The sequence below is a fragment of the Streptomyces sp. NPDC101490 genome (assembly GCF_044767145.1).
Classification (GTDB): Bacteria; Actinomycetota; Actinomycetes; order Streptomycetales; family Streptomycetaceae; genus Streptomyces.
Map to the genome: position 1 here is coordinate 361,161 of NZ_JBIWNI010000002.1, position 20,804 is coordinate 381,964.

Below are 20,804 nucleotides of genomic sequence, written 5' to 3' on the forward strand. Positions count from 1 at the left end.
ATGACCCTTGATCACAGCGGCGCCCGCCCTCCCACGGGGGAGAGGGCGGGCGTCGTCCTCACACGCTCCGGACTACGTGACCGTGAGGTGGAGGACCTCCTCCAGGAAGGGGATCCGCAGCCAGGGCTCCGGCTGGACCATGAGCGCCAGCATCACGATCAGACCGCCCATCACCCCGTACGTGATCAGGTCCGTGAAGCGGGACCGGACGGCCAGCATGCCGACGGACGGCAGTGCCCAGCGCATCGCCGCACCCACCAGGAGCGCGACCCCGATCAGGATCGTGCCGACCCGGAAGGCCTGCGGGAACAGGTCCGTGCCCACCACCAGGAGCCCGAGCCCGGCGAGCGTGAGCACGGTGAGCAGCGGCCACTGGCGGGCGGGCGCCGGGGCGTCGCCGGGGGCGGCCCGGCCGCCGCCCTCGGGCCGCGCGGTGCTGGTGGTGAAGAGGGAGCGGCGTCTCTTCGGGGAGACCGGCCCCCCGTGGGAGACCGGACCCCCGAGGTAGGGCGCGGCAGGCGCGCCGGAGGCCACGGGCACGCCGGAGCCCGTACCCGTACCCCCGTCGGGGTCCGATGTGCCCGGCGTCCCGGTCGGGTCCGCCGCGCCGGAGCTCCCGTCGGGGGTTTCCGGCGTCTCCGGCGTCTCCGGGGTCCCGGAGGTCACGTCAGAGCGCCGCGGCCGCGCGCTCGGCGGCCTCGACGACGTTGACGAGGAGCTGGGCGCGGGTCATCGGGCCGACACCGCCCGGGTTCGGGGAGATCCAGGCGGCCACCTCGGCGACGCCCGGGTGCACATCGCCGAGGATCTTGCCCTCGGCGTTGCGCGAGACGCCCACGTCGAGGACGGCGGCGCCCGGCTTCACGTCCTCCGGCTTGATCAGGTGCGGCACACCGGCGGCGGCGACGATGATGTCGGCGTTGCGCAGATGGGCGGAGAGGTCACGGGTGCCGGTGTGGCACTGGGTGACGGTGGCGTTCTCGGAGCGGCGGGTGAGCAGCAGTGGCATCGGGCGGCCGATGGTGATGCCGCGGCCGACGACCACGACCTCGGCGCCGTTGATCTCGACGCCGTGGCGGCGGAGCAGCGTGATGACGCCGTTGGGCGTGCAGGGCAGCGGGGCGGGCTCGTTGAGCACCAGGCGGCCGAGGTTGGTGGGGTGCAGGCCGTCCGCGTCCTTGGCCGGGTCCATCAGTTCCAGGATGCGGTTCTCGTCGATGCCCTTGGGCAGCGGGAGCTGGACGATGTAGCCGGTGCAGGCGGGGTCCTCGTTGAGCTCCCGGACGACCGCCTCGATCTCCTCCTGGGTGGCGTCGGCGGGCAGGGTGCGCTGGATGGAGGAGAGGCCGACCTCGGCGCAGTCCCGGTGCTTCCCGGCCACGTACTTCTGGCTGGCGGCGTCGTCACCGACGAGGACGGTGCCGAGTCCGGGCGTGATGCCCCGTTCCTTGAGGGCCGCCACACGGACGGTCAGATCGGACTTGATCGCGGCTGCGGTGGCCTTGCCATCGAGAATCTGGGCGCTCATGGAGACATCCTCCCGGATGACCCCCGCCTTGTTCCAATTCGCTCGTGGGGGACGGCCGCTCGAACGGAACGGAAGGTTGCACTCGCACAACTCCGTCGCCTATCGACTGGACAAAAAGTCGACGCAGACATGACGATGATCGACGAAGTACCGCGGAAAGTGCCGGGGGGAATCCACTGATATGCCGTGAAAGTCCTCCGCGCGGGCCGCGTCGTCCCCGCACAGAGAAATTCACGGAGGAAACCGCGATGAGCTTCGGTGACCCGAACAATCCTTACGGCCAGCCGCAGGACCAGGGCCAGGGCCAGCAGCCCGGTTACGGCTACCCGCAGCAGGCTCCGCAGGGCGTGCCGCCGCAGCAGGGCTACGGCTACCCGGCCGCCCCGCCGCTCTCGCCGTACGGCAACGGCGGTCTCCCGGGCGTGGCCATGGAGATGCCGGGCGGGGTGAAGGCCGCGCGCGTGATGCTGTGGATCATGGGTGGGCTGAACGTGATCGGCGCGCTCGTGCTGGTCGTCATGGGCTTCGCCCTCAGCAGCGAGCTGGAGAAGTCGGCCGGTTCCTCCGCCGACGCCGAGGCGTTCGCCAGCCTGGGTCAGGGCATTCTGATCGCCGGGGGCGTCTTCTCGCTGATCGTCGGCGTGGTCGGCATCCTGCTGGCCCTGAAGTTCAAGTCCGGCGGCAACGGCGTCCGCATCGGTGCCATCGTCTACGGCTCGGTCGGCGCGCTGTTCAGCCTCTTCTCGCTGCCGCTCGGCATCGTGACCCTGGCGCTCGCGGTCCTGGTCATCGTCTTCGTGGCGAAGGCCGACGGCTCGGCCTGGTTCAACCGCAACAAGCAGCAGTACTGACCGGCCCGGTCCGTCTCCGCACGGACCGGTACGGAAAGGCCAGGGGCCCGGTTCCACGTGGAACCGGGCCCCTGGCCTTTCCGTGTGCCGCACACCTTCTTGCCGTCACACCTTCTTGCTGTCACACCTTCTTGAGGACCGCGAAGCCCTCCGAGCGGTGCACGATCTCGTAGCGGGCGCCCGGATGCAGTTGCGAAGCCAGTTGTGCCGGGTCGGATATCTGCTGGGACCAGCCGCGCAGGTCGTAGGCGAGGTAGTCGGGATCGGCGTCCCCCGAGGAGCCCGCCCAGTAGACGCGGTGGTCCGCCGTCAGATGGGCGAGGAGCGACACGTCGGCCTCCACGCTCGCCCCGTCCGGCACCGCGCCGACCGCCGCCCGCGCCTGCTCGGCACGGGCGTCCGTCCGGTACGTCTCCGGCTTGGTCAGCTCCCGCAGCGGCAGGTTCGCGGCGAGGACGAGCGCGACCGCCGTGGCGACCGGGACGGCCACCTTCCCGTACGAGGCGAGCCAGGCGAACCGCGAGGTGCGCACCGAGCGGACGCCGTCCACCAGGGCCAGGAAGACGACCGGCATCAGGATCGCGCTGTAGTGCCAGTGCATCCCCCAGTGGTTGGAGTCCTGGGAGAGGAAGCGCCAGCCGAGCGTGGGCAGGACGAGCAGGACCAGCGGGGAGCGCAGGGCGAGGAAGCCGGTGACGGCCAGCAGGTAGAAGAGCATCTCCCAGCGCTCGCCCGAGGCCAGGGCGTCCCCGACGACCTGCCCGAAGGAGGTGTCGGCGCCCTGTCCGGTCTTCTCTATCTTGGCCCAGTAGTCGTACTGGCCGGCCCGGCTCGCCGCCGGGATCAGGACGAGGACCGTCAGGGCGAAGGCCGCGGTGCCGAACCCGGCGAGGGCGGCACCGAGTCCCTTCTGCCCCTTCAGGAAGAGGACCGCGCCGACCATGGCGACGGTCAGGCCCATGTCCTCCTTGACCAGGACGAGCGGGACGGACCAGGCCACGGCGGCGGTCCAGCGCCCGAGGAGCAGGGCCCGGCAGGTCAGGGCGAGCAGCGGGACGGCGAAGGCGATCTCGTGGAAGTCGGACTTGACCGCCTCCTGGAGCCCCCAGGACAGCCCGTACGCGACGGTGATCCCGATGCCCGTGGCCCGGCTGCCCAGGATCTGCTGGGTGGTCCGGCCGACGACGACGGCCGAGGCGGCGAACAGGGCGGCCTGCGCGAAGAGCAGGGCGACCGGCGAGGGCCAGATCCAGTACAGCGGGGCGAGGAGCGCGGTGACCGGGCTGAAGTGGTCGCCCAGTATCTGGAAGCCGGGCCCCTTGATGTCCACGACGGGCGACCGGAACTCGGCGTACGCCCTGACCGACTGCCCGAAGATCCCGAGGTCCCAGGAGGGGGTGCGGAAGTGCGCGTACTGGACCCACGAGTAGAGGAAGTACAGGGCGCACAGGACGCCCGCGAGGATCAGGTACGGGCGGAGCGGGGCGGGTGCGAGGCCGTCCGGCGGCTCGGTGGCGGCGGCCGGGCCGGGAGAACCGGTGACGGTCTCCTCGGCGGACCTGTTCCGTACGTCCAACACCACGCCCCCACTACCAGTGGCCGACAAAAGAGCAACCCATTAGACCAGAGTCCACCCGATCGGCGGACCCGGTGCGGGGAGGTGAGGGGAGTTGAAGGCGTGAGGGAGCCGGTCCCTCCGGTGCGGGCGCTGAGCCCGCACCGGAGGGACCGGTGAAACCAGCGGAAACCAGAGGGAAGCGGTGGAATCCGGTGGAAAGTAGAGAGGCGTACCGGTCAGTGGAAGAAGTGGCGCGTGCCCGTGAAGTACATCGTCACGCCCGCCTTCCGCGCCGCCTCGACGACCTGCTCGTCACGGACCGAGCCGCCGGGCTGCACGACCGCCTTCACACCCGCCCCGGTGAGGATCTCCAGGCCGTCCGGGAAGGGGAAGAAGGCGTCGGAGGCGGCGTAGGAGCCGCGCGCCCGCTCCTCGCCCGCCCGCTCGACCGCGAGCTTCGCGGAGTCGACCCGGTTGACCTGGCCCATGCCGACGCCGACCGAGGCGCCGTCCTTGGCGAGCAGGATCGCGTTGGACTTGACCGCGCGGCACGCCTTCCACGCGAAGTCCAGTTCGGCCAGCTCGGCGGCGGACAGGGCCTCGCCCGTGGCGAGCGTCCAGTGGGCCGGGTCGTCGCCCTCGGCCTGGAACACGTCGGTGTGCTGCACCACCGCGCCGCCCGACAGGAACTTGACGTCGCCCGGCTGCGCCGGGGTGCCCTCGACCCGAAGGACGCGGATGTTCTTCTTCCGCGCGAGGACCTCCACGGCGCCGTCCTCGTATCCCGGGGCCGCGATGACCTCGGTGAAGATCTCGGCGACCTGCTCGGCCATCGCCACCGACACCTCGCGGTTGACGGCGATCACCCCGCCGAACGCGGACAGCGGGTCGCAGGCGTGGGCCTTGCGGTGCGCCTCGGCGACGTCCGCGCCGACCGCGATGCCGCACGGGTTGGCGTGCTTGATGATCGCCACGCACGGCTCGTCGTGGTCGAAGGCGGCGCGGCGCGCGGCCTCGGTGTCCACGTAGTTGTTGAAGGACATCTCCTTGCCGTGCAGCTGCTCGGCGTTGGCGAGCCCGCCCGGCTGCCCGTCCACGTACAGCGCGGCGGCCTGGTGCGGGTTCTCGCCGTAGCGCAGCGTGGACTTGCGCTCCAGGGTCTCGCCGATGAACTCGGGGAGCCCGTTCGCGTCGGCCTCGGGGGCGTAGACGTCGGTGAACCAGGAGGCGACGGCCGTGTCGTACGCGGCGGTGTGCTGGAACGCCTCGGCGGCCAGGCGCTTGCGGGCCACCAGGTCGAAGCCGCCCGCGCCGACGGCCGCGAGCACGTCCGCGTACCGCTCCGGGCTGGTGACGATCGCCACGGACGGGTGGTTCTTCGCGGCGGCGCGGACCATGGACGGACCGCCGATGTCGATCTGCTCGACGCACTCGTCCTCGGTGGCGCCCGACCGGACGGTCTCGCGGAACGGGTACAGGTTCACGACGACCAGGTCGAAGGGCTCCACGCCCAGCTCGGCGAGCTGCGCGCGGTGCGACTCCAGACGCAGGTCGGCGAGGATGCCCGCGTGCACCCTCGGGTGGAGGGTCTTGACCCGGCCGTCCAGGCACTCGGGGAAGCCGGTCAGCTCCTCGACCTTGGTGACCGGCACCCCGGCGGCGGCGATCCTCCCGGCCGTGGAGCCGGTGGAGACGAGCTCGACACCGGCCTCGTGCAGGCCGCGGGCCAGCTCTTCGAGCCCCGTCTTGTCGTAGACGCTGACCAGCGCGCGGCGGATGGGCTTAACGGTGTCCGTGTTCACCGACATGAACCTTTCGTCCCTCAATGCGGTAGCCGTGCCGGGCGAGACGCCCCACGACGTCGACGAGCAGCGAGCGCTCGACTTCCTTGATGCGCTCGTGCAGAGCGGCTTCATCGTCCGTCTCCCGCACCTCGACCACGCCCTGGGCGATGATCGGGCCGGTGTCGACGCCGTCGTCGACGAAGTGGACGGTGCACCCGGTGACCTTCGCGCCGTACGCGAGGGCGTCACGCACCCCGTGGGCACCGGGAAAACTGGGCAGCAGGGCCGGGTGGGTGTTGACGACCCGGCCGCCGAAACGGGCGAGGAACTCCTTGCCCACGATCTTCATGAAGCCGGCCGAGACCACGAGGTCCGGCTCGTGCGCGGCGGTCGCCTCGGCCAGCGCCCGGTCCCATTCCTCGCGGCTCGCGTGGTCCTTGACCCGGCAGACGAAGGTCGGCAGCCCGGCCCGCTCGGCGCGCTCCAGACCGGCGATGCCATCGCGGTCGGCGCCGACCGCGACGATCTCCGCGCCGTACCCCTCGGGGTCGGCGGCGATGCCGTCGAGGAGGGCCTGCAGGTTGGTACCGGAACCGGAGACCAGGACGACGAGGCGGGCGGCAGCCACTGGGTCACTCTTTCCGTGGTGTTTGTGCGGTCGTACGAACGAATCGTGTCGCTCGATACGGGGAACCCTACGAATGGCTCGACCGACCGCAACGATACCGGCACACCGGACGGCCCCCGCGGGACGGGGGCGGGGCAGGGCGGTAGCGTCAGGGCCGACGCCCCCACGCGCGGCAGACAGCAGCAGACGAGACAGCAGCGGAGACCACGGTGCGGACGTGGTCGAGACGACAGAGGGAAGACGTTCAGCACATGCCGGAACGCCAGTCCACGGACGACAACAACCCGTTCGCGCCGCCGCCCGAGGGCAGGCCGGACCAGCCGTGGCAGCCACGGCGACCGGAGGACTCGGACGACGGGTCCGGTTCCCAGGGCTCGCCCGACGGCCGCTGGAGCCCCCGCCAGCCCGGCCCCTCGGACGACGGCTTCGGCCGGGGGCCCGAGCGCCAGGACGGCGGCCAGGGCGGACCGGGGCAGGGAGGTCCCGGACAGGGCGGCGGCGGCCAGGGCGGCGGCGGACGCCAGGGAATGCGCTGGGACCCCACGGACCCGGCGCAGCGGCGGGCCCGTTACGCGATCCTCTCGGGCATGTGGGCCTTCTTCTTCGCGATCTTCGAGATCCCGGAGCTGGCCCTGCTCCTCGGCGCGCTCGGCCTGTACTGGGCGATCAGCGCGCTGCGCGCGGGGCCGAAGGCCACCGCCCCCGAACCGTCCGCGGAGCCCGCCCCCTCGGCCCCGGGGCAGGGTGCGGGACAGCCGCAGACGCCCTCCCGGGCGACCCAGCTCCGGTCGATGCGGACCGCCGCGATCAGCGGTCTGGTGGCGGCGAGCGTGGCCCTGATGATCGTCGCGGTGGGCTTCACCATGAAGCTCGTCTACCGCGACTTCTACGAGTGCCGTGACGACGCCCTGACCCACGCAGGCCAGCTGGCCTGCAACGACCTGCTGCCGAAGCCGCTGCGCGCGGGCTTCGGCGTCAGGGAGTAGCCGGAGGACGAACGTCTTCGACGGGGCCGGGTCTCTCCCGGATGTCGGCGGGGCCGGGTCTCTCCCGGATGTCAGTCCGTGGAACCACCGGTCCCCCCGGCCGGGGCGTCGGGGTCCGCCGGGACCGTGGGGGGCGGCGCGGCCGGGACCGCCGGAAGCGGTGCGGCCGGGTCCGCTGAAGGCGGTGCGGCCGGTGCGGCCGGTTCCCAGGCGGCGGGCAGATAGTCGTACGGCTCGAAGCCGGAGTCGCCGTACGGGTCGTACGGGGCCCCGCCGGGACCGCCACCCTCCTCCGCCGCACCGTGCCCGGTCGCGGGCCGCGCGGAAGCCGACGGGAGCGGGGCGCCGGGCACGGGCTCGGGCACGGGACCGTGGGCCGTCCCGGACCCGGATACGGGCGCGAGCGCGGCCGTCGTCCCCTGCGCCGTCCCCGGTCCGGCCGCCGTCCCGGATCCCGGGGCCGCCGTCCCGGACCCCACGAGCAGCCCGGACAGGGCGCCGAGGCCGAACGTCCACTTCCACCGGGCCCGGAGCCCCGGGCCGGTCGCCGGGGCCGTACCGGAACCGGACGCGGCACCCGCACCGGCGCCCGGCCCCGCCCCGGAAGCCGGTGCACCCGACCCGGACGCCGGTACCGCACCCGACCCGGACGCCGGTACCGCACCCGGGTCCACGACGGCCCCCGGAGCCGACCCGGACACCGTCCCGGCGCTCGGGGCCGGAACCGCGCCGGACATCGTGACCCAGCTCGACGCCGGGGCCGTAGCGGCCGTCCCCCCGGAGCCGGGGGCCGCCGTCCCGGCCCGGCCGGGCTTCGGGGGGCGTTCCGCGCGGGGGACGCGACGGCCCCAGGCCCGTACGCCCAGCGCCGTCGGGACGCCCGCGCAGGCACCCCACAGGACCGCCGCCGCCCCCGTCTGCCACCACACCGGTCCGAACGCCGAGAGCCTGCCGCTCCCCAGCGGGCCGCCGGCCGCGCAGGCCAGGACCGCCACGGCCGCCCCGCAGCCCCAGGCCGCGCCCAGCGCGGTGAGGGCCGTGTCCCGGGCCTCCCAGGTCCGCGCCGCCCGCCCCACCCGGCGCCCCTGGAGCACCGCCGCGACCAGCGGCACCGCCACGGCCGCCCAGTGCGGCCAGGAACCGCGCGCCTCGGTGGGCAGCGCCGCGAGCAGCGGGAAGGGCGGCAGCGCCGGGTCCCCGGCGAGGCCCAGCGGGGTGGCGAGCGCGCCCGTACCGAGGGCGAACCCGGGGCCGAGCCCGTACGCGGCCCCCCAGACGGCCATGTTCGGGAGCAGCGCCAGGACGAGCAGCAGCACCGCCACGCGCCCCGACCACTCCCCCGTGAGCCCGGCGAACGCCGTCTGCGCCCGGCCCGCGTGCCAGGCCAGTGAGACCGCGGCGGTGACCGCGCCGCCGCCCAGCAGGGTCACGAGACCCAGCCCTCCGGCCCGCAGGGCGACCGCCGCCTGCCGCCGTCCGGGCAGCGGACGGCCGAGCGCGGTCCACACCCCGGCGCCCGCCGCCGCCGTCACCACGGCGGGCAGCCAGAACCCGGCGGTGAGCAGGTCGGCGGGCAGCCGCCCGCCTTCGGCGTAGACCACGACCACGGCCGCGACCAGCAGATATCCCCCGGTGACGGCGGCCACCGCGCCACCGGCGGTGAGCCGGGGACCGGTGCCCTCGGCACCCCGGTCGAGGGTGTCGCGGGCCGCCCGGTGGACGAGCCAGACGGGCAGCGCGGACAGCAGCAGCGGGACGACGCCGAGGGGGGCGGGCAGCCCGCTCAGGGTGTCCGTGCGGACGAGGTCGACGCCGTGGGCGAGGAGCCAGAGCCCGGCGGCCAGGCGCAGGGCCCCGTCGGCGCCGCCGTCCGGGTACGGGGAGCTGATCCAGGCCGCGACCACCAGGACCGCGAGGGCGCCGAGACCGAGTCCCGCGGCGACCCCGCCCCGGACGCAGGCGGTGGCGAGCACGGTGGAACGACCGCCCTGGACCAGGGGGTGTTCGGTCACATGGGTCACGGGGTCATGCTGCCAACGACACGCGCTTTTGCCGCGTAACAGGCAAACCTCGGCTGTGTCGCCCAATATACGTTTATGTACTTTTCCGCCCCCAGCAGCTCTGCGGGAGGTCGACACCGATGAGCCGGAGCCCCTCGGATTCCGCATCCGCCGTCACCCTGCCGACCCCGAAGGAGCGGCGCAGGTTGCGTGAGGCCCTCGCGCTGAGCGAGGAACAGGTCGCCGAGGCCGTGGGCGTCACGAAGGCCACGGTCAGGTCGTGGGAGACGGGACGCTCGTCCCCCCGGGGCCGCAAGCGCGAGACGTACGCGAGACTGCTCGGCGCACCGGGCGCCGGGCCCCGGGCCGACCGCCCGTCCTCGATGGACGGACGGCCGTCGGGCCCCGAGCGTCCGGAGGCGTCCGCGCCGCCGCCACGACCGGACGGGCCGGAGCGGTCCGAACGGTCCGGGGCCGGGGAGCCGGACGGGGATCAGGCCGTGGCCGGAGCCGGGCCGGTACCCGGGTCCGGGGCCGTGTCCGGGGCCGTGTCCGGGGCTCAGGGCTCGAACGGAGCCTCGCCCGGGGCCCCGGACGAGGCGGGGGCCGCGAACCGGTCCCTCCTGAAGCGGCACCCGCAGCCACAGGCCACCTCACCCGTACGGACGCAGGCCGCCGATTCCGCCGGGGTACGGCCGAGGGCCGCCGCCAAGCGGACCTCCCGGCCGCCGAAGGCCCCCGCGCCCACACCGGCCATCGCCTCGGGCCCCGCCCGCAAGGGCGCCCCCCAGCCGAAGGAGCGCCTGAAACAGACGGCCCCCGGGGAGACCCGGGAGGAGCAGACACCGGAACCCGCCGCGCCGGGCCCCACGCCCGAGGAGGCCTTCGACGCGCTCTACGCGCACGCCGCCCCCGGGCTCGTCCACCAGACGTACCTGCTGACCGGGCGCCGCGGCCTCTCCCGCGAGGCCGTCGAGTACGCCTTCCACCACGCCTGGCAGCACTGGCCCGAGGTCGCCGTCGACCCGGACCCGGTGGGCTGGGTGCGGGCGACGGCGTACGAGTACGGCCTCTCCCCCTGGCACCGGATGCGCCGCGCCCACAAGCACCCCGACGCCCCGCCCACGGAGGCGAACCGGCGGGCCCTGCTCGGCGCGCTCCTCGAACTGCCGCCGCCGTACCGCCGCACCGTGCTGCTGTACGACGGGCTCGGCCTCGACCTGCCGGAGACCGCCGCCGAGACCGAGGCCAGCACCCCGGCCGCCGCCAACCGGCTGCTGCACGCCAGGACCGTCCTCGGGCGGCGGGTGCCGGAGCTCGCCGAGCCCGGGGCGCTGCACCAGCGGCTGGGCGCACTGGTCGCCGAGGCGCCGACCGCGACCCTCCCGGCCGCCCGTACGGTCCGCACCGGCAGCGACCGCAGGACCCGCGCCTGGACCAGGGCGGTCCTCGGGGTGACGGCGGTCCTCATCGGCGTCACGGGTTTCGCCGCGGCGACCGCCCCGACCCACTACCTCCCGGTCAACGTCCCCGGCGAGACCGTCAACGGCGTCCCCGTGCGCGGCGGCCCCGAGAAGCTCCGCCCGGAGGACGTGGAACTGCGCGACAGCCTGCGTTCCCAACCGAACCCCGGCCCGGAACGCCTGATCCCGACCGCCGAGTAGCCCCGGACGGTCCGACACCGGACAGGCCCTGACGGGCCGGGGGACGCGAGAGGGCCCCGCCCTCGCCCGGGTGACCGGGCAGGGGCGGGGCCCTCTCGTACGGCTGTCGGCCGCTGTCAGCGGCCTGGGGCGCTGGTTCAGCCCGCGAGGATCGCGCGCGCCAGCTTGGCCGTCTCGGTCGGCGTCTTGCCGACCTGGACGCCCGCGGCCTCCAGGGCCTCCTTCTTCGCCTGGGCCGTGCCGGAGGAGCCGGAGACGATGGCGCCGGCGTGGCCCATGGTCTTGCCCTCGGGCGCGGTGAAGCCCGCGACGTAGCCGACGACCGGCTTGGTGACGTTGGCCTTGATGAAGTCGGCCGCACGCTCCTCGGCGTCGCCGCCGATCTCACCGATCATGACGATCAGGTCGGTCTCCGGGTCGGCCTCGAAGGCCGCCAGGGCGTCGATGTGCGTGGTGCCGATGACCGGGTCGCCACCGATGCCGACGGCGGACGAGAAGCCGATGTCACGGAGCTCGTACATCATCTGGTACGTCAGCGTGCCGGACTTCGAGACCAGGCCGATGCGGCCCGGCTTCGTGATGTCGCCCGGGATGATGCCGGCGTTGGACTGGCCCGGGGTGATGAGACCGGGGCAGTTCGGGCCGATGAGGCGGGTCTTGCCGCCCTTCTCGACGGCGTACGCGTAGAACGCGGCCGAGTCGTGGACGGCGATGCCCTCGGTGATGACCACGGCGAGGGGGATCTCGGCGTCGATCGCCTCGACGACGGCGGCCTTCGCGAAGGCCGGCGGCACGAAGAGGACCGAGACGTCGGCGCCGGTCTCCTTCATGGCCTCGGCGACCGTGCCGAAGACCGGGATCTCGGTGCCGTCGAAGTCGACGGACGTGCCGGCCTTGCGCGGGTTCACGCCACCGACGATGTTGGTGCCGTCACCCAGCATGAGCTTGGTGTGCTTCATGCCCGTGGCACCGGTCATGCCCTGGACGATGACCTTGCTGTCCTTGTTGAGGAAGATAGCCATGGCTCTGGTTCCCTCGTCCCTTACTTCGCAGCCGCGAGCTCGGCGGCCTTGTCGGCCGCTCCGTCCATGGTGTCCACGCGCTGCACCAGCGGGTGGTTGGCGTCCGACAGGATCTTGCGACCCAGTTCCGCGTTGTTGCCGTCGAGGCGCACGACCAGCGGCTTGGAGACCTCTTCGCCCTTGGAGGCGAGCAGCTCCAGGGCCTGGACGATGCCGTTGGCGACCTCGTCACAGGCGGTGATGCCACCGAAGACGTTGACGAACACGGACTTGACGTCCGAGTCGCCCAGGATGATCTCCAGGCCGTTCGCCATGACCTCGGCGGAGGCGCCGCCGCCGATGTCGAGGAAGTTGGCCGGCTTCACGCCGCCGTGGTTCTCACCGGCGTACGCGACGACGTCCAGGGTCGACATGACCAGGCCGGCGCCGTTGCCGATGATGCCGACCTCGCCGTCGAGCTTGACGTAGTTGAGGCCCTTGGCCTTGGCTGCGGCCTCCAGCGGGTTGGCCGCGGCCTTGTCCTCGAGGGCCTCGTGCTCCGGCTGGCGGAAGTCGGCGTTCTCGTCGAGGGACACCTTTCCGTCCAGGGCCAGGACGCGCCCGTCCTTGGTCTTCACCAGCGGGTTGACCTCGACGAGGAGGGCGTCCTCGGCGACGAAGGTGTCCCACAGGGTCACCATGACCTCGGCGACCTTCTCGGCCACCTCGGCCGGGAACTGCGCCAGGGCCACGATCTCGCGCGCCTTGACGATGTCGACGCCCTTGTTGGAGTCGACGGGCACCTTCGCGAGCTTCTCGGGGGTCGTCGCGGCGACCTCCTCGATGTCCATGCCACCGGCGACGGACGCCATGGCGAGGAAGGTGCGGTTGGTGCGGTCCAGGAGGTACGAGACGTAGTACTCCGCCTCGATCTCCGGGGACAGCTCGGCGATCATCACCTTGTGGACCGTGTGGCCCTTGATGTCCATCCCGAGGATGTCCGTCGCGCGGGCGACGGCCTCGTCCGGGCTGGCGGCCAGCTTGACGCCACCGGCCTTGCCCCGGCCGCCGACCTTCACCTGCGCCTTGACGACCGACTTGCCGCCAAGACGCTCGGTGGCCTCGCGCGCCGCCTCAGGCGTGTCGATGACTTCACCGGCCAGCACCGGTACACCGTGCTTGGCGAAGAGGTCCCTCGCCTGATACTCGAACAGGTCCACGCGCGTCCGTCCCTTTTCTGATGATCGCGGTTCGTTGTCTGCGTGGGCGTGCCGCGAAGGGCAACGTGACTGCGCTGTCACAAGGAAGGCGTGCACGGTGTCCGTGAACGCGGCATGTCCGTCTCGCAGGTTATCGCCGTGGGACGTAGGTCCCTAAATCGCAGATCACAACCGAGCGGTGATACGGGTCACAGATCGTAGGGGCCGGAGGGCCCTCCGTAGGGTCCGGCGGACCGGACCGGACACCCCGCACGGCAGGTGGCGCACGGCCTCCCGCTCCCGCGCGACACGCCGAAGCCCCTGGTGGGACGCCCCTGACGGGGGATGTGACATGGGACTCAGTCCTCCCGGGGACACCCGTGCGAGTGGCCCGGGCACAACGGATTCCGCACCGGCGGACGGGACCCGGACGGCTGTCAGTCGACGGGGACCGGCAGCGGGCGGTTCTCCAGGGCGGCGGCCATCACCTCCGGGAACAGCTCGGGAGTGCACGCGAAGGCCGGGACGCCGAGCGCGGCCAGCGCCGCCGCGTGCTCACGGTCGTACGCCGGAGTGCCCTCGTCGGAGAGGGCGAGCAGCGCGACGAACCGCACCCCCGAGGCCTTCATCGCCGCGACCCGCTTCAGCATCTCGTCGCGGATGCCTCCCTCGTACAGGTCGCTGATGAGGACGACGACCGTGTCGGCGGGGCGGGTGATCCTCGACTGGCAGTGGGCGAGCGCGCGGTTGATGTCGGTGCCGCCGCCGAGCCGGGTGCCGAACAGGACGTCCACCGGGTCGTCGATCAGATCGGTCAGCTCGACGACGGAGGTGTCGAAGACCACCAGCCGGGTGTCCAGGGACCGCATCGACGCCAGCACCGCGCCGAAGACGGAGGCGTACACGACGGAGGCGGCCATCGAGCCCGACTGGTCGACGCAGAGGACGACCTCCTTCCTGACCGCCCGGGAGGCGCGTCCGTGGCCGACGAGCCGCTCCGGGACGACCGTGCGGTGCTCGGGCAGGTAGTTCTTGAGGTTGGCGCGGATCGTGCGGTCCCAGTCGATGTCCCGGTGACGGGGACGGCTGATCCGGGCGGAACGGTCGAGGGCCCCGGTGAGGGTCGCGCGGGTGCGGGCGGCGAGGCGCTTCTCCAGGTCGCCGACGACCCGGCGCACGACCGTGCGCGCGGTCTCCCGGGTGGTCTCCGGCATCGCCTTGTGGAGGGCGAGCAGGGTGCCGACGAGGTGCACGTCCGGCTCGACGGCCGCCAGCGTCTCCGGCTCCAGGAGGAGGGTGGCGAGGCCGAGCCGGTCAATGGCGTCGCGCTGCATGACCTGGACGACGGAGCCGGGGAAGTACGTACGGATGTCGCCGAGCCAGCGGGCCACGGAGGGCGCGGAGGCTCCGAGCCCCGCCGAACGCTCCCGCCCGGCGCGCTCGGCGCCGGGGGTCCCGTGTCCGTAGAGCGCGGCGAGCGCCCCGTCCACTGCGGCGTCGGTCCCGGTGAGCCCCCGCCCGGTCCCTTCGGCCTCCCCGCCCCCGAGCACGAGCCGCCACCGCCGCAGCCGCTCGTCGTCCCCGCGGCCGGGCGGCCGGGCGCCGGTCCGGTCGGTCGGCCGGTCGGCCGTACCGATGCCGGGGCCGGGGCCAGTGCCGGGACCGGGGCTGGTGCCGGAGGCGGGGCCGGGGCTGGTGCCGATGCCGGGGCTGGTGCCGGGGCCGGTGCCGGAGGGGATCGTGGCGACGGTGGGGGCGGTGCGGGCCGGGTCCGTGGGCGTGGTCATGGTGTGGTCTCCCGGCCGAGGACGAGGTGGAGGAGGGGCAGGACGGCGTCGGCCCGTTCCCGGTCGGGCGCCGGGGCGAACCCGGGGGTGCCCGGCTCGGGGCCCCGGGCGGCGCCCGGCCCGCGCGCGGCCAGTTCGCCGAGGGTGCGGCGGACCCCGGGCTCGTACTCCGAGAACGTCCGGCGGAGCAGCGGCAGGACGCCGGTGAACGCCTCGGCGGACACTCCGGTGAGCCAGTCGTCGACCAGCCGGAGGAGCCGCTCGTCGTGGACGAGGAGCAGTCCCCCGCCGGACACCCCGCCGACGAAGCCGTCGATCCAGGCGGCGGCGTCGGCGGGCGGCGTGCCGGGCGAGAGGGCCCTGCTCATGAGCGGGGCCGTCTCGTCGTCGCCGATCCGGCCCTCGTCGAGGAGGAGCCGGGCGGCCCGGCCCCGGAGGACGCCCGGTACGCGGTCGCGGTCCGCGAGGCGGCGCAGGACGCCCGCCCAGCGGTCGGCCGTCGCCCCGGCGTCGGGCAGCAGCCCGAGGGCCAGGTGGACCCCGTCGATCCGCGCGCGCATGGCGGTGGCCGCGTCCGCGTCGAGTCCGGCGCAGGCGGGCGGCAGACCCACGCAGATCCGCTCCACCAGCCCGGTGGCGACCTCCGCGAGGGCTGCCGTGTCGGTGCCGCGCACGTCCCCGTAGCGCAGGGCGCGGGCGAGGGCCGGGAAGGCCTGGGCGAGACGGGCGACGTCGGTGTCGAGCGCGGCCCGGTCGGCGAGCGCCCGCATGACGGCGGGCAGCGCGTCGGCGAGCCCGGCGAGCAGGCACTGCTCGGCGAGGGCGGTGATGTCGGCGAGCCCGGCCGCCGTCCGCGCCAGGGAGCGGGCACGGGCGGTGGCGGCGCCCTCGACGGTGGTGCCCCAGACTCCCGCCTCGGCGACCCGGACGTGCAGTTCCGGTTCCCAGCGCAGCCGCCAGGCCTCCCGGAAGGTGCCGGTTCCGGCGCGCCCGGCGGCCGGGGTGCCCCAGGTGACGCCGAGCAGCCGCAGCCGGTGCAGGAGCCGGCTGCGCTCGCCGTCGGTGTCCTTGCGGAGGTCGAGGTCGAGGTCCCGCTCGTCGGCCTCGGGCCGCAGGCGCAGGGTGCGCTGGCGGCGGGTCAGGTCGCGCTGGAGGGGGACGGCGGGGGCGCCGTCGGGGACCCGGCCGAGCACGTCCCCGACGACGAGCCGGTCCCGTACGAGGGCGAGGGGTACGTCGGAGCCCTCGCAGAGGACGGAGCGGACGGCGTCGGTGGTCTCGTCGAGGCCGGGGCGGGGTCGTCCGCGCAGGGCGGCGAGGGCCTCGGCGAGCCGGACGGCTTCGATGACGTGGGCGGAGGAGACGGGGTGGTCCTCGGCCCTGAGGAGCCGGGCGGCCTCGGTCATCCATCGTTCGACGGGCCGGTCGGGCGCGCCGAAGAGGTGGGCGTACCAGCCGGGAGCGTCGACGCCCGCGCCGTATCCCGAGCGGCGGGCGAGCCTGCGGTGGGTCCAGGGGACCCAGGTCAGCTCGGTCCGCACCTTGGGCAGGCCCTTGAGCAGGGCCCGGTCGGCGGCGACGGTCGTCCGCAGGGTGAGGGCGGGGACGTGCCAGGCGCCGCAGACGACGGCGACGGCGTCGCCGAACTCCTTGCGGGCGGCCCGGAGGCGGAGCCGCATGTACGCCTCGCGGACGAGGTCGCGGGGGTGGCCGCCGTGCCCGTACGTCTCGCGGAGCGCGCCCATGGCCTCGGCGAGCGCCTCGAAGGGGGCGGTGGGATCGCCGTCGCCGCGCAGTTCGACGACGTCCTCCCACCAGCGCTCGGGGTCCTCGTACCCGGCGGTCGCGGCGAGTTCGGCGATCGGGTCGATGCGCGGGCCGTCGTCGGCCGCCCCGGCCGCGTGGTCGTCCCGGGTGGGGTCGGTGGTGGCGAGGGTGTGGGTGGCGGGCAGGTCGATGAAGCGGACGGCGGCGCCCCGGTCGAGGGCCCAGCGGATGGCGACCCACTCGGGGGAGAAGGCGGCCAGGGGCCAGAACGCGGCCCGTCCGGGGTCGTCCACGGCGTGGGCGAGGAGGGCGACCGGGGGGCGCATGGCGGGGTCCGCCGCGAGGGCCACGAGGGCGTCGGCCTCGGCGGGCCCTTCGACGAGGACGGCGGCCGGATTCCCCGCGTCCAGGGCGGCGCGCACCCCGCGCGCCGATCCGGGGCCGTGGTGCCGCACGCCGAGCAGGAGCGGTCCGGCGGCCGGGGCGGCCGGGCGCGGGCTCCGGCCGGGGGCGCGGGCGGCGGGCGCCGGGGCCGGGGGGGTCATGTGCTCACCTCGCGGCAGGCGCGGTAGAAGTCCTTCCAGTCGGCCCGCTCCCTGACGACCGTCTCCAGGTACTCCTGCCAGACGACCCGGTCGGCCGCCGGGTCGCGGACGACCGCGCCCAGGATGCCCGCGGCGACGTCGGCGGGGCGCAGGACCCCGTCGCCGAAGTGGGCGGCGAGGGCGAGCCCGCCCGTGACGACGGAGATGGCCTCGGCGGTGGAGAGCGTGCCCGAGGGGGACTTGAGCCTGGTGCGGCCGTCGGTGGTGACCCCGTCCCGCAGCTCGCGGAAGACGGTGACGACCCGTCGGATCTCGTCGGCCCCGGCCGGGACGGCGGGCAGGGCGAGGGCGCGTCCGAGCTGTTCGACACGGCGGGCGACGATCTCGACCTCGGCCTCGGAGGTCGCGGGCAGCGGCAGGACGACGGTGTTGAAGCGGCGGCGGAGCGCGCTGGAGAGCTCGTTGACGCCCCGGTCGCGGTCGTTGGCGGTGGCGATCAGGTTGAAGCCGGGGACGGCCTGGACCTCCTGGCCCAGTTCGGGCACGGGCAGGGTCTTCTCGGACAGGACGGTGATGAGGGTGTCCTGCACGTCGGCGGGCATACGGGTGAGTTCTTCGACGCGGGCGGTCATGCCGAGGGACATCGCGCGCATGACGGGGCTGGGCACGAGGGCTTCCCGGTCGGGGCCGTGGGCGAGGAGCCGGGCGTAGTTCCAGCCGTACCGGACGGCTTCCTCCGGGGTGCCCGCGGTGCCTTGCACGAGGAGGGTGGAGTCGCCGCTGACGGCGGCGGCGAGGTGCTCGGAGACCCAGGTCTTGGCGGTGCCGGGCACCCCGAGCAGCAGCAGGGCCCGGTCGGTGGCGAGGGTACTGACGGCGACCTCGACGATGCGGCGGGGTCCCACGTACTTGGGTGTGATCACCGTCCCGTCGGGGAGGGTGCCGCCCAGGAGGTAGGTGGCGACGGCCCACGGCGAGAGGCGCCAGCGGGCGGGTCGGGGCCGGTCGTCGGCGCAGGCGAGCGCGGCGAGTTCACCGGCGAAGGCGTGCTCGGCGTGCGGCCTGAGGACCTCGGCGGCGGCCTGCGGCCGCGCCGGTCCGGCGTCCGTCTCGACGCCGGAACCGGGCTGCGCGACGGTTTCGGGCACGGTCATGGATCCCCCTCCAGATCGTTCGACCTGCTGTGCGATCCACCGTGCACCATGCCACTGACAATCGGATGTCTCCGCTGTTCAGGGGCGCTTGGAGGGGTTCAGGGGTGCGGGAGGACCGGCAGGTGCGGGAGGGTCAGCCCACGAGGGGCGAGACGGCGACGCAGCCGCCCGCCATGGCCTGCTCGGCCTTGGCCTCCTTGAGGACCTTGCCCTGGTAGATGACCTTGCAGGTGAGGTCGGCGGGGCTCAGCGAGACCGGCATGACGGCGGGCGGCATGATGCCCGTCAGCTTCACGGTCTTCTTCCACGGCGTCGTGGGGTTCTTCTCGGACTCGATCTTCGGCTCCATCGCACTGCCGTCACCGGCGTGGTACTCGATGGTCTCGATGCCCTTGCCGGTGACCTCGTACGTGACTTCGTAGGTCTGCTTCACGGACTTGTCGACCTGCTCGACGGCCTTGTCCGTGACCGTGGAACAGGCGCCGAGGCCGAGGGCGAGACCGGTGACGGCGAAGGCCGTCGCGGCGGTGCGGGCGGTGCGCTTCATGGGGGTCCCCCTGGACGCGAGAGGTGGATCGGCTGGTCCGCGCAGGCAACCTTAAAGGAAGGGTAAAGTCAAATCGCCCCGAGCCCTTTTCCCGCCCCAACTCGCAGGCCAGAGCCGTTGTCAGTGGCGACCTCTACCGTCGGTGACATGAATGCCATGGGGGTGCGCCGGACAGCGGAGCAGGTGCTGGCACTGGCTCCTGACGACGCGTCGCGCGGGGCGGGAAGCAAGCTGGGCACGTCCGGATCATGGCCGGAATCGGGCCATGGCGGGGGCCTCGTCTGGGGCCTGTGCCGGGACGGCGGCGGCACGACCCACCGGACGGCCGTCGACACCACGGGACCCGCCTTCCACTGCGGGTGCCCGAGCCGGAGGTCCCCCTGCGAGCACGCGCTCGGGCTGCTGCTGCTCCATGCCTCGGACGGTACGGCGCCCGGGGAGTCCCCCGTCCCGGACTGGGCCGCGCGATGGCTCGAAACCCGTCGTGGGCGGGCGGCGGCCTCGGCCTCGGCCCGCCCGGCGGAGGACACGGCCGTCCGGCGCCCGGCGGACCCGGAGGCGGCGCGGCGCAGGGCCGCGCGCCGGGCGGCCCGGATCACCTCGGGCACCCGTGAACTGGAGCAGCGGCTCGCCGATCTGCTGCGCGGCGGCCTCGCCGCGGCCGGGCAGCCGGGGGGCGGGCAGTGGGAGGAGACGGCCGCCCGCATGGTCGACGCGCAGGCACCGGGCCTCGCGGGCCGGGTCCGGGAGCTGGGCGCGATACCGGGCTCGGGCCCCGGCTGGCCGGTGCGGCTCCTGGAGGAGTGCGCGCTGACCCATCTCCTGGACCGTGCCTGGCTCGGCGTCGACCGGCTGCCCGCGCCGTTCGCCACGACGGTACGGACCCGGGTGGGCCTCCCCTCCCCGGTCGAAGGGGCCCCGGTGCGCGACCATTGGCTGGTTCTCGCCCAGTACGACGCGGGGGACGCACGGCTGACCACCCGTCGCGTCTGGCTGTACGGCACGACCAGCGGGCGCACCGCGTTCCTCCTCTCCTACGGGGCGGCGGGCCGGGCCCCCGCGCTGGCCCTCCCGGTGGGCGCGGTGCTCGACGGCGAACTGACCCCGCACACGGGCTCCGGGCAGCTGAGGGCCGAGCCGGGCGAGCACTTCGTCCCCGTCACCGCCCCCGTGGGCCCGCCACCGGGCGGCCCGGTCGGGGCGGCGCTCGACGCGTACGGCGGGGCGCTGCGGGACGACCCGTGGCTGGACTCCTGGCCGGTGACCCTGAGCGGAGTCGTACCGACGCGCGCGGAGTACGGCTGGCAGCTCGCCGACGCGGACGGCCGCGAGGCGCTGCCCCTGACGTCCGCCGCCCAGTCCCGGCCCGGACTCTGGCGGCTGGTCGCCCTGTCGGGCGGCACACCGCTGACCGTCTTCGGGGAGTGCGGGCACCGGGGCTTCACCCCGCTCACCGCCTGGTCCCCGGAGGCCCCGGACGAGACGGTCCCCCTCGTATGACCCCCGCCGACCGGGCACCCCGCACGGGCCGCACCGCCCTCACCGACCGGAGGCACCGATGAAGACGGACACGACACCCCCGGCCACCGCCCGCGCGGCGCGCACGACGGCACCCGAGCAGCCGACGCCCGGCACGGCGAACGCGCCGACGCCCGGGGCCCGGCGGAGACCACCCCACGCACGGAACACCACGGACACCGGGACGACCCCACCCGCCGAAGAGGGGAGCGGACCGGGCGCGGAGGAAAGGGCTGCCGCACCCGGTGACGGGGTGGGCCGCACGGACACGGGTGAACGGACCGGCC

General features: G+C 74.2%; 16 protein-coding genes. 4 read left to right on the forward strand and 12 right to left on the reverse strand.

Features of this window, described 5'->3' with window-relative positions:
* Positions 1 to 72: 72 nt before the first annotated feature.
* Positions 73 to 540, reverse strand: coding sequence for a DUF3017 domain-containing protein (locus ACIRQY_RS05455; protein WP_403922576.1), 468 nt, complete (start codon positions 538 to 540; stop codon positions 73 to 75).
* A gap of 127 nt (positions 541 to 667) precedes the next feature.
* The gene (locus ACIRQY_RS05460) at positions 668 to 1,528 is read right to left on the reverse strand and encodes a bifunctional methylenetetrahydrofolate dehydrogenase/methenyltetrahydrofolate cyclohydrolase (RefSeq protein ID WP_351787761.1); all 861 of its coding nucleotides are present in this window, start codon (positions 1,526 to 1,528) and stop codon (positions 668 to 670) included.
* A gap of 248 nt (positions 1,529 to 1,776) precedes the next feature.
* On the opposite strand from ACIRQY_RS05460, the gene ACIRQY_RS05465 reads away from it, so the two are divergent.
* On the forward strand, positions 1,777 to 2,379 hold the full coding sequence (locus ACIRQY_RS05465) for a hypothetical protein (RefSeq protein ID WP_403922577.1): 603 nt from the start codon (positions 1,777 to 1,779) through the stop codon (positions 2,377 to 2,379).
* Between the two features lie 121 nt (positions 2,380 to 2,500).
* Here the strand turns inward: ACIRQY_RS05465 and ACIRQY_RS05470 are convergent, their stop codons facing one another.
* The 3 genes from ACIRQY_RS05470 to purN form a co-directional block, all read right to left on the reverse strand.
* A complete protein-coding gene (locus ACIRQY_RS05470) occupies positions 2,501 to 3,958 on the reverse strand; it encodes a DUF2079 domain-containing protein (protein WP_403922834.1) in 1,458 nt (485 codons plus the stop codon).
* Positions 3,959 to 4,173: 215 nt separating this feature from the next.
* Positions 4,174 to 5,745: a bifunctional phosphoribosylaminoimidazolecarboxamide formyltransferase/IMP cyclohydrolase gene (gene purH / locus ACIRQY_RS05475; protein WP_403922578.1), complete on the reverse strand. Its 1,572-nt coding sequence runs from the start codon at positions 5,743 to 5,745 to the stop codon at positions 4,174 to 4,176.
* Positions 5,720 to 6,349 carry a phosphoribosylglycinamide formyltransferase gene (gene purN / locus ACIRQY_RS05480; RefSeq protein ID WP_351787752.1) on the reverse strand — a complete coding sequence of 210 codons (630 nt, stop codon included), beginning with the start codon at positions 6,347 to 6,349 and terminating at the stop codon, positions 5,720 to 5,722. Before purN ends, purH begins: the two co-directional genes overlap by 26 nt.
* Before the next feature lie 251 nt (positions 6,350 to 6,600).
* On the opposite strand from purN, the gene ACIRQY_RS05485 reads away from it, so the two are divergent.
* The gene (locus tag ACIRQY_RS05485; protein WP_351787749.1) at positions 6,601 to 7,335 is read left to right on the forward strand and encodes a hypothetical protein; all 735 of its coding nucleotides are present in this window, start codon (positions 6,601 to 6,603) and stop codon (positions 7,333 to 7,335) included.
* Between the two features lie 71 nt (positions 7,336 to 7,406).
* Here the strand turns inward: ACIRQY_RS05485 and ACIRQY_RS05490 are convergent, their stop codons facing one another.
* Positions 7,407 to 9,356, reverse strand: coding sequence for a DUF6350 family protein (locus ACIRQY_RS05490; RefSeq protein WP_403922579.1), 1,950 nt, complete (start codon positions 9,354 to 9,356; stop codon positions 7,407 to 7,409).
* 119 nt (positions 9,357 to 9,475) lie between these two features.
* Here ACIRQY_RS05490 and ACIRQY_RS05495 point away from each other — a divergent pair, with 119 nt between their 5' ends.
* Positions 9,476 to 10,999, forward strand: a complete 1,524-nt coding sequence (locus tag ACIRQY_RS05495; protein ID WP_403922580.1) for a sigma factor-like helix-turn-helix DNA-binding protein — start codon at positions 9,476 to 9,478, stop codon at positions 10,997 to 10,999.
* Between the two features lie 137 nt (positions 11,000 to 11,136).
* Here ACIRQY_RS05495 and sucD read toward each other — a convergent pair whose 3' ends face one another.
* The 6 genes from sucD to ACIRQY_RS05525 form a co-directional block, all read right to left on the reverse strand.
* Entirely contained in the window at positions 11,137 to 12,021 is an 885-nt protein-coding gene (gene sucD, locus ACIRQY_RS05500; protein ID WP_351787740.1) for a succinate--CoA ligase subunit alpha, read from the reverse strand.
* Positions 12,022 to 12,041: 20 nt separating this feature from the next.
* Entirely contained in the window at positions 12,042 to 13,220 is a 1,179-nt protein-coding gene (sucC, locus tag ACIRQY_RS05505) for an ADP-forming succinate--CoA ligase subunit beta (protein ID WP_351787737.1), read from the reverse strand.
* Between the two features lie 416 nt (positions 13,221 to 13,636).
* Positions 13,637 to 14,986: a vWA domain-containing protein gene (locus tag ACIRQY_RS05510; RefSeq protein ID WP_403922581.1), complete on the reverse strand. Its 1,350-nt coding sequence runs from the start codon at positions 14,984 to 14,986 to the stop codon at positions 13,637 to 13,639.
* Positions 14,983 to 17,298 carry a DUF5682 family protein gene (locus tag ACIRQY_RS05515; RefSeq protein WP_403922582.1) on the reverse strand — a complete coding sequence of 772 codons (2,316 nt, stop codon included), beginning with the start codon at positions 17,296 to 17,298 and terminating at the stop codon, positions 14,983 to 14,985. Before ACIRQY_RS05515 ends, ACIRQY_RS05510 begins: the two co-directional genes overlap by 4 nt.
* A complete protein-coding gene (locus ACIRQY_RS05520; protein WP_403922583.1) occupies positions 17,295 to 18,452 on the reverse strand; it encodes an AAA family ATPase in 1,158 nt (385 codons plus the stop codon). Before ACIRQY_RS05520 ends, ACIRQY_RS05515 begins: the two co-directional genes overlap by 4 nt.
* A 133-nt stretch (positions 18,453 to 18,585) precedes the next feature.
* A complete protein-coding gene (locus ACIRQY_RS05525) occupies positions 18,586 to 18,999 on the reverse strand; it encodes a hypothetical protein (protein ID WP_351787728.1) in 414 nt (137 codons plus the stop codon).
* Positions 19,000 to 19,146: 147 nt separating this feature from the next.
* On the opposite strand from ACIRQY_RS05525, the gene ACIRQY_RS05530 reads away from it, so the two are divergent.
* Entirely contained in the window at positions 19,147 to 20,499 is a 1,353-nt protein-coding gene (locus tag ACIRQY_RS05530; protein WP_403922584.1) for an SWIM zinc finger family protein, read from the forward strand.
* Positions 20,500 to 20,804 lie beyond the last annotated feature (305 nt).

What these genes read in the sequence shown, in the direction of transcription:
- ACIRQY_RS05485 (WP_351787749.1), top strand. Translation starts at nt 6,601, where the DNA reads ATGCCGGAACGCCAGTCCACGGACGACAACAACCCGTTCGCGCCGCCG.
- ACIRQY_RS05520 (WP_403922583.1), bottom strand. Translation starts at nt 18,452, where the DNA reads ATGACCGTGCCCGAAACCGTCGCGCAGCCCGGTTCCGGCGTCGAGACG.
- ACIRQY_RS05530 (WP_403922584.1), top strand. Translation starts at nt 19,147, where the DNA reads ATGAATGCCATGGGGGTGCGCCGGACAGCGGAGCAGGTGCTGGCACTG.
- ACIRQY_RS05525 (WP_351787728.1), bottom strand. Translation starts at nt 18,999, where the DNA reads ATGAAGCGCACCGCCCGCACCGCCGCGACGGCCTTCGCCGTCACCGGT.
- ACIRQY_RS05465 (WP_403922577.1), top strand. Translation starts at nt 1,777, where the DNA reads ATGAGCTTCGGTGACCCGAACAATCCTTACGGCCAGCCGCAGGACCAG.
- ACIRQY_RS05460 (WP_351787761.1), bottom strand. Translation starts at nt 1,528, where the DNA reads ATGAGCGCCCAGATTCTCGATGGCAAGGCCACCGCAGCCGCGATCAAG.
- purH (WP_403922578.1), bottom strand. Translation starts at nt 5,745, where the DNA reads ATGTCGGTGAACACGGACACCGTTAAGCCCATCCGCCGCGCGCTGGTC.
- ACIRQY_RS05515 (WP_403922582.1), bottom strand. Translation starts at nt 17,298, where the DNA reads ATGACCCCCCCGGCCCCGGCGCCCGCCGCCCGCGCCCCCGGCCGGAGC.
- ACIRQY_RS05510 (WP_403922581.1), bottom strand. Translation starts at nt 14,986, where the DNA reads ATGACCACGCCCACGGACCCGGCCCGCACCGCCCCCACCGTCGCCACG.
- ACIRQY_RS05495 (WP_403922580.1), top strand. Translation starts at nt 9,476, where the DNA reads ATGAGCCGGAGCCCCTCGGATTCCGCATCCGCCGTCACCCTGCCGACC.
- sucD (WP_351787740.1), bottom strand. Translation starts at nt 12,021, where the DNA reads ATGGCTATCTTCCTCAACAAGGACAGCAAGGTCATCGTCCAGGGCATG.